The 14,081-nt window shown below is 68.3% G+C and carries 12 protein-coding genes; 4 read left to right on the top strand and 8 right to left on the bottom strand.

The features are described from left to right. Nucleotides 1-3: 3 nt before the first annotated feature. Genes IPU70_RS00060 through IPU70_RS00045 form a run of 4 tightly spaced genes read right to left on the bottom strand, consistent with a single transcriptional unit; the run spans nt 4 to nt 5,680 of the window. Complete coding sequence (locus IPU70_RS00060; protein ID WP_207464091.1) at nt 4-1,137, bottom strand: acyl-CoA dehydrogenase family protein; 1,134 nt, start codon at nt 1,135-1,137, stop codon at nt 4-6. A 9-nt stretch (nt 1,138-1,146) separates the two neighbouring features. Further along, on the bottom strand, nt 1,147-2,343 hold the full coding sequence (locus IPU70_RS00055) for an acyl-CoA dehydrogenase family protein (protein WP_207464090.1): 1,197 nt from the start codon (nt 2,341-2,343) through the stop codon (nt 1,147-1,149). A 9-nt stretch (nt 2,344-2,352) separates the two neighbouring features. Continuing rightward, complete coding sequence (locus tag IPU70_RS00050; RefSeq protein ID WP_207464089.1) at nt 2,353-3,534, bottom strand: acetyl-CoA C-acyltransferase; 1,182 nt, start codon at nt 3,532-3,534, stop codon at nt 2,353-2,355. Between the two features lie 25 nt (nt 3,535-3,559). Further along, complete coding sequence (locus IPU70_RS00045; protein WP_207464088.1) at nt 3,560-5,680, bottom strand: 3-hydroxyacyl-CoA dehydrogenase NAD-binding domain-containing protein; 2,121 nt, start codon at nt 5,678-5,680, stop codon at nt 3,560-3,562. Between the two features lie 204 nt (nt 5,681-5,884). On the opposite strand from IPU70_RS00045, the gene IPU70_RS00040 reads away from it, so the two are divergent. From IPU70_RS00040 to sodC, 4 genes are all read left to right on the top strand, one after another. After that, complete coding sequence (locus tag IPU70_RS00040) at nt 5,885-6,814, top strand: LysR family transcriptional regulator (RefSeq protein ID WP_207464087.1); 930 nt, start codon at nt 5,885-5,887, stop codon at nt 6,812-6,814. Between the two features lie 159 nt (nt 6,815-6,973). After that, nucleotides 6,974-8,362 carry a GntP family permease gene (locus IPU70_RS00035; RefSeq protein WP_207464086.1) on the top strand — a complete coding sequence of 463 codons (1,389 nt, stop codon included), beginning with the start codon at nt 6,974-6,976 and terminating at the stop codon, nt 8,360-8,362. A 58-nt stretch (nt 8,363-8,420) separates the two neighbouring features. Beyond that, nucleotides 8,421-9,740 carry a DUF445 domain-containing protein gene (locus IPU70_RS00030; protein WP_207464085.1) on the top strand — a complete coding sequence of 440 codons (1,320 nt, stop codon included), beginning with the start codon at nt 8,421-8,423 and terminating at the stop codon, nt 9,738-9,740. Between the two features lie 631 nt (nt 9,741-10,371). Then, a complete protein-coding gene (gene sodC, locus IPU70_RS00025; RefSeq protein ID WP_207464084.1) occupies nt 10,372-10,896 on the top strand; it encodes a superoxide dismutase family protein in 525 nt (174 codons plus the stop codon). Between the two features lie 13 nt (nt 10,897-10,909). On the opposite strand, the gene IPU70_RS00020 is transcribed toward sodC, so the two are convergent. From IPU70_RS00020 to IPU70_RS00005, 4 genes are all read right to left on the bottom strand, one after another. Then, a complete protein-coding gene (locus IPU70_RS00020) occupies nt 10,910-11,533 on the bottom strand; it encodes a glutathione S-transferase family protein (RefSeq protein ID WP_207464083.1) in 624 nt (207 codons plus the stop codon). A 94-nt stretch (nt 11,534-11,627) separates the two neighbouring features. Continuing rightward, nucleotides 11,628-12,848 carry an MFS transporter gene (locus tag IPU70_RS00015; RefSeq protein ID WP_207464082.1) on the bottom strand — a complete coding sequence of 407 codons (1,221 nt, stop codon included), beginning with the start codon at nt 12,846-12,848 and terminating at the stop codon, nt 11,628-11,630. Between the two features lie 105 nt (nt 12,849-12,953). Beyond that, complete coding sequence (gene map / locus IPU70_RS00010) at nt 12,954-13,745, bottom strand: type I methionyl aminopeptidase (RefSeq protein ID WP_207464081.1); 792 nt, start codon at nt 13,743-13,745, stop codon at nt 12,954-12,956. Next, a complete protein-coding gene (locus IPU70_RS00005) occupies nt 13,746-13,991 on the bottom strand; it encodes a ParD-like family protein (RefSeq protein WP_013394276.1) in 246 nt (81 codons plus the stop codon). Nucleotides 13,992-14,081 lie beyond the last annotated feature (90 nt).

Raw genomic sequence — 14,081 nt, 5'->3', positions numbered from 1 at the left:
CTCTCAAGCCTGCCCCAGCGCGATGTAGCGCCGCAGGTGATGGTCTTCGTCGCCCAACTGGTGGTCGATCATGACCAGGCGCTTGGCGTAGTGCGCCAGCGGCAACTCCCAGGTCATGCCGATGCCGCCGTGCAACTGGATGCTCTCTTCGGCCACCAGGGTGCCGATGCGGCCGATGGTGTATTTGGCGGCGGACAGCGCGCGCTCGCGGGTGGCGCGGTCGGGGTGGTCGAGCGCGGCCGCGGCGTTGATCACGGCCGAGCGCGCCTGTTCTATCTCCAGCAACACGTCGGCCATGCGGTGCTGCAAGGCCTGGAAGCTGCCGAGGGGGGCGCCGAACTGGCGGCGCGTGCGCAGGTATTCCAGGGTGGCGTCGCGGGCGCAGTCCATCGCGCCCACGGCTTCGGCGCACAGGGCCAGGATGCCGTGGCCGGCGGCGCGTTCCAGCAGCGGATAGCCCGCGCCGGCTTCGCCCAGAAGGGCCTCTGGCGCCAGCTGCACGCCGTCGAGCACGAGTTCCGCCGCGCGCCCGCCGTCGATCAGGCCATAGCCGCGCGCCGTCAGGCCGGGCGTGCCGGCGCTGACCAGGAACAGGCTGATGCCGGCCTCGTCGTCCGGGCCGCCCGCGCTGCGGGCGGGGACCAGGAACAGGTCGGCATGTTCGCCCGCCGCGACCACCGCTTTCGCGCCGTTGAGCACCCAGCCGTCCTGGCTGCGTTCGGCGCGGGTTTCGACATGCGCCAGTTCGTAGCCGGAGTCGGGTTCGGCGTGGGCCAGCGCGGCGGTGAGGGTGCCCGCGATCAGGCCTTCCAGCGCCTCGCGCTGCGCCGGCGTGCCGGCGGCGGCGATGGCGCTGCCGACCATCAACGCGTCGAGCAGGGGTTCGACGGCCAGGCCGCGGCCCAGGGCCTCGAACACCACGGAGATGTCGAAGCCGGTTCCGCCCAGCCCGCCATCCGCTTCGGCAAACAGCGCGCCGACGGCGCCCAGTTCGGCATAGCGCTGCCACAGTTCCAGGCTGTAGCCGCGTTCCGAGCGGGCATTGCGGTCGCGCGTGGCGAAGTCGCTCTGTTCGGCGACAAAGCGGCGCAGCATGTCGGAGAGCATGCGCCGGTCTTCGGTGTGTTCAAAGTTCATGGCGGGCCCTTACAGTCCAAGGATCATCTTGGAGATGATGTTCTTCTGGATTTCATTGGAGCCGCCGAAGATCGACAGCTTGCGGTTGTTGAAGTACTGCGCGGCGGCGCTCTCGGCGCCCTCGGGGCCGATGGGCAGCGAGTCGTAGCCGTCGTGCAGGGCCTCGGGCACGAAGGGGCGGGCATAGGGGCCCATGGCGCGGCGGTTCAGCGCGCTGATTTCCTGGCGGATCTGGGTGCCGCGTATCTTCAGCATGGAGCTTTCGGCGCCGGGCGCGCCGCCGCCGGCCACGGCCGCGACCACGCGCAGGTTGGTGGTGCGCATATTGGCCAGTTCGATCTCGACGCGCGCCAGGCGCGCGGCGAAGTCCGGATCCTCGGCCAGCGGCCGGCCGTTCTTGCGTTGGCGCTGGGCCACGGTCTTCAGGCGCGCCAGCGCCGCGGTCGATTGGCCGACGCCGGCGATGTTGGTGCGTTCATAGGTCAGCAGGTATTTGGCGCAGGTCCAGCCGCGGTTTTCTTCGCCCACCAGGTTGGCGGCCGGCACCCGCACGTCGGACAAGAACACCTCGTTGACTTCGTGTTCGCCGTCCAGCGTGATGATGGGGCGCACTTCCACACCGGGGCTCGCCATGTCGATCAGCAGGAAGCTGATGCCTTCCTGGCGCCGGCCTTCCTGCGACGTCCGCACCAGGCAGAAGATCATGTTGGCGTACTGGCCCAGCGTGGTCCAGGTCTTCTGGCCGTTGACGATGTAGCTGTCGACGTCGCGCACCGCCGTGGTCTTGACCGAGGCCAGGTCGGAGCCCGCGCCGGGTTCGGAGTAGCCCTGGCACCACCAGTCGCTGCCGTCGAGGATGCGCGGCAGCCAGTGGCGCCGCTGCGCCTCGGTGCCGTACTTGATCAGCACCGGGCCCAGCATGCTGAGGCCGAAGGGCACGATGCGCGGCGCGCCGGCCAGCGCGCATTCGTTTTCGAAGATGTACTTCTGCACGGTGCTCCAGCCGGTGCCGCCGTACTCAACTGGCCAATGGCTGGCGAGCCAACCCTGCCGGTTGAGGATGGCGTGCCATTCGACCATGTCGGCGCGCGTCAGCAGCTTGCCCTGCACGACCTTGGCGGACAGGCGTTCAGGCAGGTGGCTGGCAAGAAAGGTCCGCACTTCATCGCGGAAGGCGTTTTCTTCGGGGGTGAATTCCAGGTCCATGGGGGATCCTCAGTAGATTTCGAACAGGCCGGCCGCGCCCATGCCGCCGCCCACGCACATGGTGACGATGGCATAGCGGGCGCCGCGGCGGCGGCCTTCGATGAGCACGTGGCCGGCCAGGCGGGCGCCGGTGACGCCGAAGGGGTGGCCCAGGGCAATGGCGCCGCCGTCCACGTTCAGGCGGTCCATCGGGATGCCGAGCTTTTCCTGGCAATACAAGGCTTGCGAGGCGAAGGCTTCGTTCAATTCCCAGAGATCGATGTCCTGCACCTTGAGGCCGTGGCGCGCCAACAACTTGGGCACGGCGTAGACTGGGCCTATGCCCATCTCGTCGGGTTCGCAGCCGGCGATCGCCAGTCCGCGGAACGCGCCCAGCGGTTTGATGCCGGCGCGTTGGGCTTCGGCGGCTTCCATCAGCACGCAGGCAGCGGCGCCGTCCGACAACTGCGAGGCATTGCCTGCCGTGACAAACTGGCCGGCGCCGCGCACGGGCGCCAGCGAGGCCAGGGCTTCATAGGTGGTGCCGGGGCGGTTGCAGGTGTCGCGGTCCACGGTCACTTCGCGTTCGCTGACGGCGCCGGTGGCGCGGTCGGTGACGGACATGATGGTGGTGACGGGGATGATCTCTTCCACATACCGGCCCGCGGCCTGCGCGGCCTCGGTGCGCGCCTGGCTTTGCGCGGCGAAATGGTCCTGGGCTTCGCGGCTGATGCCGTAGCGGGCCGCCACGATGTCGGCGGTTTCTATCATGGGCAGGTAGAGTTCGGGCTTGTGGTCCACGATCCACGGGTCCATGCCGCTGACGCCGTCGTCGCGGCTGCGGATTTGCGACACCAGCTCCACGCCGCCCGCGATCATGGCGGGGGCGCCGTCCATGACGATACGGCTGGCGGCCGAAGCGATGGCCTGCAGGCCCGAGGCGCAATAGCGGTTGACGGTGGCGCCGCCCACGCTGACCGGCAGGCCGGCGCGGATCACGGCCTGGCGGCCGATGTTGCGGCCGGTGGCGCCTTCCGGATAGCCGCAGCCAATGAAGGCGTCCTCGATCAGGGCGGGATCGATGCCGGCGCGGTCGACAGCGGCGCGCACGGCATGCGCGGCCAGGGTGGGACCGGCGATCAGGTTGAATTCGCCGCGCCCCGCCTTGGTGATGGGGGTGCGGGCGGTGGAGACGATGACGGCTTCGCGCATGGCGTGTTCCTGTCTGGTATCGGGGTCAGGCGGATGGATTCAGGGTGGCGAAATTGCGGCCGGATTCGGCCAGTTGCACCAGCAGCGGCGAGGGTTTCCAGAAGGCGGGATCCTCCTGCGCATAGCCGCGGATATCGGCCAGTACACGGTTCAGCCCGACGCTGTCGGCGTAGTGCATCGGGCCGCCGCGATAGCGCGGAAAGCCGTAGCCGGACAGGAACACCACGTCGATGTCGGACGGGCGCTGGGCGATGCCCTGATGCAGCACATTGGCCGCTTCGTTGATCATGGCGGCCAGGTAGCGGCGCTGGATGTCTTCTTGCGTGTAGGCGCGCGGCGTGACGCCGGCGCGCGCGCGTTCGGCGTCGATGAGGGCGAGCACTTCGGGATCTTGTTCGCCCTGGCGCGCGCCGTCGGGGTAGAGGTAAAAGCCGCGGCCCGTCTTCTGGCCGAACCAGCCGCGTTCGCACAGCCGGTCGGGAATCTGCACATAGCGCAGGGCGGGATCGCGGGTGGGGGCGCGGCGCTTGCGCGTGGCCCAACCGATATCGCCGCCCGCCAAGTCCGCCATCTGGTACGGCCCCATGGGGTAGCCGAAGGCGCGCACGGCGGCGTCGATCTCGTAGGGCGAGGCGCCGTCCTCCATCATCATGTCGGCCGCCTGGCGGTGCACGGCCAGGACGCGGTTGCCGATGAAGCCATCGCAGACGCCGGCGCGCACCGGGATCTTGCGCAGGCGCCGCGCCAGTTCGAAGCCGGTGGCCACGGTGTCGGGCGCGGTGTGGTCGCCCACCACGACTTCCAGCAGCTTCATGATGTTGGCCGGCGAAAAGAAGTGCAGGCCCAGCACGTCGGCGGGTCCGCGCGTGGCGGCGGCAATGCGGTTGATGTCCAGATAGGAGGTATTGGTGGCCAGCACCGCGCCGGGCTTGGCCACGCGGTCCAGCTGCGCGAACACGGTCTGCTTGACCGCCATGTCCTCGAACACGGCCTCGATGATGAGGTCGGCGTCATCCAGCGCCTCGTAGCGGGTCGAACCCGTGTAGCGCGCCATGCGGGCGTCGCGCTCGTCGGCGCCGATCCGGCCTTTCTTGACCAGCAGCTCGTAGACCTGCGCGACGCGACCGCGGCCGCGTTCCAGTGCGGCCTCGTCCTGCTCGACCATGGTCACGGGAAAGCCGGCGTCCAACGCCGACACGGCAATGCCCGCGCCCATGGTGCCGCCGCCGACGATGCCGATGCGTTCCAGCCGCCGCGGCCGGGCGGGCTCTTGCCCCGGCATCTTGGCCGTGTCGCGTTCCGCGAAGAAGGCATGCACCAGGCCCGCGCGCTGCGGGCTGTCCAGGCATTGCAGGAACAGGGCGCGTTCGGTGCGCAGGCCTTCCTCGAAAGGCTGCTCGATGGCGGCGCGCACGGCCTCGACGATCTTGGCGGGCGAGTACAGCCCGCGGGTGGTTCGGGCGATGCGTTCGGCGGCGGCGTCGACCTGGGCCAGCGCGGCGGCGCGGTCTTCGAGCGCCCCGGCATCGCGGGTGCGGCGCGGGCCGGCGCCCACGGCCAGCAGTTGCCGGGTGTAGGCCAGGCCCGCGTCGAGCGGATCGGCTTCGTCGGACAACGCGTCCACCAAGCCCGCTTCCAGGGCCGATCCGGCGGTCAGGTGCTTGCCGCTCAGCATCAAGTCCAGCGCCGCCTGCGCGCCCATCAGGCGCGGGGCGCGCTGGGTGCCGCCGGCGCCGGGCAGGAGGCCCAGGTTCACCTCGGGCAGGCCCAGCTTGGCGCCCGCCAGCGCGACGCGGTAGTGCGCGGCCAGTGCCACTTCCAGTCCGCCGCCCAGCGCCGCGCCATGCAGCGCGGCCACCACCGGTTTGGCGCTGGCTTCGATCTGGTTGCAGACCTCGGGCAGGATGGGCGGTTGCGGCGGCTTGCCGAATTCGCGGATGTCGGCGCCGGCGATGAAGTTCTTGCCTGCGCCCATGAGCAGGATGGCGCGCACCTGCGGGTCGGCCTGGGCGTCGCGGATGGCCGCGGCCAGGTCGGCGCGCACGGCGGCGCTCAGGGCATTGACGGGGGGATGGTCGATGGTGACGACCAGGATGTCGTCATAGCGGCGCGTGCTGGCTGCGCCGGTGCTTGCGCTGTCTGTCATGGACAGTGTCTCCGATGAGGTCTGCCGTGGCGGCGGCGCCAGGGGCGGCCGCCAGGACTCAGCCTGGTGGGCCAGGAACGGCCCGTCTTTTCTGGCCTCATTCTTTCGCAGTAAAGAAGTCTTGACAATGGCATCGATAATTGACATTGAAGTCAAAAAAATTTGACAATTGGCGGGTGCATCACCCTGGCGAGGAGGCCCTGGATGGACACCAAATCCCTGACATTGCTGGTGGAAATACTGGACGCGGGCAATCTCAGCGAGGCCGCGCGCCGCCTGAAGATGACGCGCGCCAATGTCAGCTACCACCTGAATCAGCTGGAGCGCTCGGTGGGCATGCAGTTGGTGCGCCGCACCACCCGGCATGTGGAGCCCACGGAAATCGGACTGAAGCTGTATCAGCATGGCCGCAGCATCCAGGACGAACTCGCGGCGGCGCGCGAATCCGTCGAGACCCTGGGCAAGACGCCGCAGGGCAAGGTCAGGCTGAGCGTGCCCAGCGGCTACGGACAGTTCGTGATGACGCCCTGGCTGCTGGAGTTCAAGCGGGCCTATCCGGACATCGTGCTGGACGTGCTGTTCGAGAACAGCGTGGACGATCTGCTGCGCGACGAGGTCGACATCGCGATACGCATCATGTCCGAACCGCCGCAGAACCTGGTGGCGCGCGAGCTGGGCCAGGTCCGCTACGTGGCCTGCGCGTCCCGGGCCTATGCCGCCGCCCGGGGCCTGCCGCAGCATCCGGAAGAGCTGGCGCGCACGCCCACCATCAGCGCCGCGGTCATTGGCCGGCCCTTGCGGCTTTCCGCCTACTACGGCGGCCAGCCGCGGCAGCACGTGATACTGGAGCCGACCGTGATCTCGCGTAACTACGCTTTCCTGCGCGATGCGACCTTGGCGGGGTTGGGCGTGGGCGTGGTGCCGGACTACGTGGTCCATGACGACATTGCGCGCGGCGATCTGGTGGCCGCGCTGCCGCAATGGCGGCTGAGCATTTTCGGACGCGGCATGTACATGCTGTACATGCCCAACCGGCACCATCCGCGGGCGATCTCGATGATCATCGAATTCATCCTGGAACGGGCCCAGGCCGCGCACGAAGGCCGGCCGGGACTGCTGGGCGCGGCGGGTTGAGGCCCGCTTCGTCGCGGTGTGAACAGGCCCCGGGGCTTGCGGCTTTCCTGACTGGGCGTTCAGCTTGGCGGGAATAAAATCCGAGTTTCTTTCGGCGTATGGCCTGCAAGCGGCCTGCAAACGGCCGCAGGGCCGCGCCCATTTTTCCCAGGCCCGTCCATGTCCTCCTCCGACATCCAATTGCTTCTTACCGCGCTGGCCAGCGTGCTGGTGCTGGTTGCGCTGATCGTCTCGCGCATCCGCATGCATCCGTTGCTGGCGCTGCTGATCGTCTCCATCGGCGTGGGGTTCGCCACCGGCATGGAGCCGGTGGCCATCGTCAAGAATCTGAGCAACGGCGCGGGCAAGACCTTGGGCGCGGTGGGCGTGGTGATCGCGCTGGGCGCGATGCTGGGCAAGATCCTGGCGGATTCGGGCACGACCGAACGGCTGGCCAACGCCATCCTGCGCCATACCTCTGCCCGCATGATTCCCTGGGCCATGACCCTGGTGGCCTTCGTCATCGGCATTCCGATGTTCTTCGAGGTGGGTCTGGTGGTGATGCTGCCGCTGATCTTCAGCGTGGCCCGCAAGCTGGAAAGCCAGGAGCGCTTCAAGGGCTCGGCCTATGTGTACGTGGGCGTGCCGGTGATAGCGGCCCTGGCGGCGATGCATGGCATGGTGCCGCCGCACCCGGGGCCGCTGACGGCGATCGCCACGCTCAAGACCACGGTGGGGCCGACCATGATCTATGGCTTCATCGCGGCGCTGCCGGCCATGGTGTTCGGCGGTCCCTTGTATGGCGCCTTCATTGCGCCGCGGATGACGACGCGCCCGGACGAGGCGCTGCTTGAACAGTTCACCACGGCCCGTCAGGAAACCGCCGGCCGCGGCGCGCCCAGCGTGGGCCTGGGTGTGCTGGCGGCCTTGCTGCCCGCCTTGCTGATGCTGGTGCACGCGGGCGCCGAGATGCTGCTGCCCAAGGACTCCGGCGCCATGCATGTGGCGGCTTTCCTGGGCGACCCGCTGGTCGCGATGCTGCTGGGCGTGCTGTTCGCCGCTGTCACCCTGGTGCTGATGCGGGGCGGCGATGCGGAAAAGCTGCGTGATGGATTGGGCAAGAGCCTCAAGCCGATCGCCGGCATCATGCTGATCATCGCGGGCGGCGGGGCGTTTCAGCAGGTGCTCACCAGCGCCCACGTGGGCGATGCCATCGTGCACCTGACCCATCAGTTCTCGCTGCCGCCGCTGGTGCTGGGCTGGCTGATTGCCATGCTGCTGTCGGTGTCCACGGGTTCGGCGACGGTCGGCATCGTGGGCGCGGCGGGCCTGCTGGCGCCGCTGGCGGGCGCCGATCCCAGCCTGAACCTGCCGCTGCTGGCGCTGGCCATCGGCTGCGGTTCGCTGTTCTTCAATTACGCCAATCACGCGGGCTTCTGGATGGTGAAGGAGTCCTTCGGCATGACCATGGGCGAAGCCACCAAGACGATTTCGGTGGTGCAGTCCATCGTGTCGGTGGTGGGGTTGGTCATGGTCCTGCTGTTCAACCTGTTGCCGCCTCTGGGCTGACGTCCGGGGGCTGCGGGGGCCGCTACGTTATGCTGGGTCTGTCCAAGCCGGAGACCCCATGACAGAGACGCCCCGTTCCGCCGCCACGCATTCCGCGCTGGCTTCCGAGGCGCGCCGCGCGCAGTTGCGGCGCATGAAGATCGCCGCATTGGCCTTGCTGGTGGCGATGGTCTGCGGCTTCATCACCAGCCACGTGATGGGCGGGCAGGGCGCATGGGCCTGGGTGCGGGCGTTCTGCGAGGCGGCCACGGTGGGCGCGCTGGCCGACTGGTTCGCGGTGGTGGCGCTGTTCCGCCGGCCGATGGGCCTGCCGATTCCGCACACTGCCATCATTCCCAGCAATAAGGACCGCATCGGCGACAACCTGGCGGTGTTCGTGCGCGACCACTTCCTGGATCCGGACACCTTGATGGAGAAGTTGCGGGTGTTCGATCCGGCCGCGCGCCTGAGCCGCTGGCTGGGGCGTCCGCGGCAGGCGCGCGCTTTGAGCGAAGGGGCGCGCAATGTGGCCTTGCAGACGCTGGATCTGCTGGATGACCGGGCGGTGCGGGGGGTGATCCAGGAGTTCGTGGTGAAGAATCTGCGGCGTTGGGATGCGGCGGATACGGCGGGCGAGGTGCTGGGTCTGCTGACGCGCGACGGGCGGCATCAGGAGCTGCTGGACGCGGCGCTGGAGCGGCTGGGCGGCTATCTGGGCGATGAAGAAGTGAAGGCGCGGGCTTCGAATCTGCTGGTGAAGTTCGCCAAGAAGGAGTGGCCGCGCATCATTGCGGCGGTGGACGTGGTCAAGTCGGTGGACGGGATTGCGGACAATCTGGCGGACCGGCTGGCGCGGGCGCTGGTGGAGGAGTTGCGGGACGTGCTGTCCGAGCCGGGGCATCCGGTGCGGCGGGACTATGAGGCCTGGGTGCAGGATTACATCCGGCGGTTGAAGGATGATCCGGCCTTGGCGGCGCAGGTGGAGGCGCTGAAGCAGCGGGCGATCGATCATCCGAAGGTGCAGGAATATGTGCAGGGACTTTGGGACGATATCCATGCGGCGCTGCGGCGGGATCTGTCGTCCGAGGATTCGGCGCTGGCGCGGCATCTGGAGAGCGCTTTGCTGGCCTTGGGGCGCAAGCTGGGGGAGGACCCGGGGTTGCGGGAGGCGATCAACAATCACGTGCTGGGCGGGGCGCGGCGGTTGACGGGGCGCTTGCGCAGCGGGGTCACGGAGCATATTTCCCGCACGGTGAAGAATTGGGACGAGCGGCATCTGGTGGATGAGCTTGAACTTAGCGTGGGGCGGGATCTGCAGTACATACGGTTCAATGGAACGCTGGTGGGCGGGTTGATAGGCGTGGTGCTGCATGCGGTGGTGTTGCTGGTTCGAGGGTGATGCGGGCGCTTGATGCTTCGTAGGTCATCCGTCGGCGCGGGCGCTTGATGCTTCGTAGGTCATCCGTCGGCGCGGGCGCTAGATGCTTCGTAGGCCGCCCGTCGGTGCCGGCGCCATGGCGGCGAGCGCCCACGATTGCGGTCCGGAGCGTTCGCTCCGGACTGCCCCTTCGTCATCGTCGTCACCGCCTTCGGCGGTTCCTTCCGATTCCCTCGGGCGCATCGAGGTTGCTCGCCGCCATGGCGCCGGCACCGACGGGCTACACGCGTCTTGGCGTGATGCGCTGCTGGAGTTGTGGGTGGTGGAGAGGTTTGCGGGGCCCGCCTCTGACGGCCGCGCGGGCGGCCGTCAGAGGCTTACGCGTTCGCGTGCGTCGCGGCGGTCTACCTTCGGTATTGCCGTGATCTTGTGGGATGGGTGAAGCCGAGCAAGGCTCCCGCAACAAACTGGTGTCGCGCGTAACTCATCACACGCTGCCCCGTTGTCACATCGTCTGTTTGTATCAGGAACGAAGATTGCTGGCAGACGCCGTGACCCGAATGCTATTGTTTTTTGCGGCATGGGCGGCAACGGGTCGTCCATGCACTATCGGGCGTCCGCGGCCTGCGGGCGCGTATCTTGGAGGCACCCCATGAAGAAAATCTCGATGCTGGTCGCGGCGCTTGCGTTCGCAGGCGCGTCCGGTGCGGCGCTGGCCGAAGACGTGTCGATGTCGTTCCTGAGCGTGGACGGCGTGGGCAAGAGCGCGGGCACGATCTCGCTTAAGGACACCAAAGGCGGGCTGCAGCTTACGCCGCATTTGAAGGGCTTGCCGCCCGGCGAACACGGCTTCCATGTGCACGAGAAGGGCTCTTGCGAACCCGGCATGCTGAACAACCAGATGGCGGCTGGCGGCGCTGCGGGCGGGCACTTCGATCCCAAGGGCACCAAGGCGCACAAGGGACCGATGGCGACCGATGGGCATCAGGGCGATCTGCCTTTCATCGTGGTTGCCGCGGACGGCACGGCCACGAAGGCGGTGGTGGCGCCGCATCTGAAGCTGGCCGACGTGAAGGGCCGGGCGGTGATGGTGCACGTGGGCGGCGACAACTACAGCGATACGCCGGCGCCGCTGGGCGGCGGAGGCGGCCGGCTGGTTTGCGGGGTGGTGAAGTAGCCGCCAGCTCGCGTCAGGCGGTGCCGTTGCGGCCGTGCAGCCGGTAGCCTGCGCGTTCGGCGAGCCGGTCGTAGTAGGCGGCGACGGCCGGTAGTTGCGGTTTGTCGAAGGGCGTGCGGAACCAGCGGTTGACCGACAGGCCGACGGGGATGTCGGCCAGCGAGAACCCGGGGCCGGCGACGTAGCCGCCGGCCTGTTCCAGGCGCCGCTCCAATATCTCCATGAATCGTGCCCATTCGCGGCAGGATGCCTCGATCGCGGCGCGGTCGCGGTGGGCGGCTGATTCGCGCGCCAGGGCCATGAAGGCGTAGCTCCAGGAACGGTTCAGGTCGGTCGCCTGCCAGTCCATCCATTGGTCGACGCGGGCGCGCAGCCTGGGCTCGATGGGGTACAGGTGCTGGCCGCCGTATTGCGAGGCCAGGTAGCGGATGATGCTGTTGGACTCCCACAGCACGAAGTCGCCGTCCTGGACGACGGGCACCATCGCGTTCGGATTCAGCGCCAGGAACGTGGGATCGCTGGTGGACTGGAAACCGGAACCCCAATCCTCGCGTTCGAATGGCAGGTCCAGTTCGGCGCAGGTCCATAGGACCTTGCGCACGTTGATGGATGAGGCCTTACCCAGGATTTTCAGCATCTTGCCGGCATCGTTTCGATTGACCGTGACAGTCTAGCGGGCCGCGGCGGGCGCCGGCAGACACAGATTGCCGGTTTCCCGTGCGCAACAGCGTTCAACAGGCGCCGGCTTCAGGCTGGCTGCGCAGCCGCAATACCGGTGAGGTGTACAGCACCACGAATTGCACGGCGAAGCCGGCGGTCGACACCCATAGGCAGGCTTCGACGCCGACCCGCGCGGCCAGCGTGGCGCCGATCAGCGCGCCGAGGGGGCGGGCGCCGAAGGTGGCGGTGAGGATCACGGCGGATACCCGGCCCAGCAGGGCATTGGGCGTGATGGCTTGGCGCAACGTGGTGGTGGTGATGGTCCAGAGTATGGGGCCGGCGCCGAACAGGAAGAAACCCGTCGCGGCCCAGGCGCCGGACGGATAGGCCAAGGTGGACAGCAGGATGGCGCTTGCGATCAGCGCGGCCAGGGGGCCGACGGCGATCATGCCGCCGAAGCTCAGTCGCTGGGCCAGCCAGGGCGCCAGCAGGGCGCCGGCCACCATGCCGCCGCCGTACACCCCCAGCGTGAGGCCGACGGCCGCGGCCGACAGACCCAGCCGTTCGATGGCGTAGGCGACGTAGACGGCTTGCAGCACGAACCAGGCAGTGTTGAAGAACACGGCGGTCACCAGCACCGGGCGCAGCAGCGGGTGCGTGAGGACAAAGGCCGCGCCTTCGCGCAGTTCTTCCAGCAGGCGGCGGCGCGGCGCCGGTCCGGGCCTGTCGTGGGGCAGGCCGGCCAGCAGCAGGGCTGCCAGCAGTGACAGCACGGTGGCCAGGACATAGGCCGAGGGCGCGCCCATCCAGCCGACCAGCGCGCCGCCGGCGGCCGGCCCGGCGGAGAAGGCGGTGCTGCGGGCGAGCTCGAGCCAGCGGTTGGCGCTGGCCAGTTCGGCGGGCGCGACCAGCCTGGGCACCAGCGCCGGTGCGGCGACGTTATAGGCGACCGTGCCGACCGCGCCCAGGAAGCCCAGCGCGGCCAGCCAGCCCAGGCTCAGTCCCCCCGTTGCCAGCAGCGCCAGCAGGCCCAGCAGGCTGGCGGCGCGCACGCACTCGGCGGCGGTCATCAACGCGCGCCGCGACATCCGGTCGGCCAATACGCCGGCGGGCAGGGACAGCAGCAGGAAGGGCAGGGTCTGGGCGGTTTGCAGATAGCCGGTCTGCGCCGCGCTGGCGCCCAGCGCCAGGACCGCGACCAGCGGCGCGGCCGCGAGCGCCATCTGTTCGGAGAATTGGGCGGCCAGGTTGGAGGCGGCCAGACGGCGGAACGCGGAGGGCAGGGCGGGCATGGGGCGTGGACGGCGGAAACGGCAAGGGCACGATCATGATCGTGCCCTTGTCTGTCTGCACTCCGTTCCTTGCCATGGGCCGGGCCGGCGCGCCGCGTCAGGATATCAGGGGATGGGCGGATAGTCGCCGAAGCCGTCCGGCCAGGGCGTCAGCACCTCGTAGCCGGTGTCGGTCACGACCACCATGTGTTCCCACTGCGCCGACAGCGAACGGTCCTTGGTGACCACGGTCCAGCCGTCGGGCAGCTGCTTGGTCTGGGGCTTGCCGGCGTTGATCATGGGTTCGATGGTGAACATCATGCCGGGCTGCAGCACCATGCCTTCGCCCGGGCGGCCATAGTGCAGCACCTGCGGATCGTCGTGGTAGATCTGGCCGATGCCGTGGCCGCAATATTCGCGCACGATGCTGAAGTGCTCGCGGTGCGCCACGGTCTGGATGGCGTGGCCGATGTCGCCCAGCGTGGCGCCGGGCTTGACGGCCATGATGCCGGCGCGCATGGCTTCGTAGGTGGTGTTGACCAGGCGGCGCGCCAGCGGGCTGGGCTGGCCCACGTAGTACATGCGGCTGGTGTCGCCGAACCAGCCGTCCTTGATGACGGCCACGTCGATGTTGAGGATGTCGCCGTTCTTCAGCACCTTGGCCGACGGGATGCCGTGGCAGATCACGTGGTTGGCCGAGGCGCAGATGGTCTTGGGAAAGCCGTGGTAGCCGACGTTGGCGGGAATCGCCTTCTGCACATTGACGATGTAGTCGTGGCAGATGCGGTCCAGTTCATCGGTGGTGATGCCCGGGCGGACGTGTTCGGCAATCATGTGCAGCACTTCCGCCGCCATGGCGCCAGCCTTGCGGGCCATTTCGATGTCGGCGGCGGACTTGATGGATACCTTCTTCGCCATTTATGCGGCCTCCTGCTGGGCGGCCTGCGGCAGCCCCTGGGACAACGAGGCGATGGCGAAGCCCTCCGCCTGTTCGATGCGGATCAGAAGTTGGCAGATGTCGGCATGGCGCAGCTCGGGGTAGAGCTCGGACAGCATGCCGATGCGCATCCAGTGTTCGGCCTGGGAATTGATGGAGCGGCTGAGCGCGCCGCTGGCGACGCGGAGGTTCTCATGCATTTGCTCGGAAATCTTGACGATGCCCATGGAGTTAGCGATCCATATATGGTTTGTATATGGAACGTATCTTACTGCCGCTGGGAGGGAGGGCGCAAATCGGGGGCGACGCGCTCTTGC

The organism is Achromobacter sp. SD115, assembly GCF_017355315.1.
Lineage (GTDB): Bacteria > Pseudomonadota > Gammaproteobacteria > Burkholderiales > Burkholderiaceae_B > Achromobacter > Achromobacter xylosoxidans_B.
This window is presented reverse-complemented; position numbering and strand designations above follow the sequence as displayed.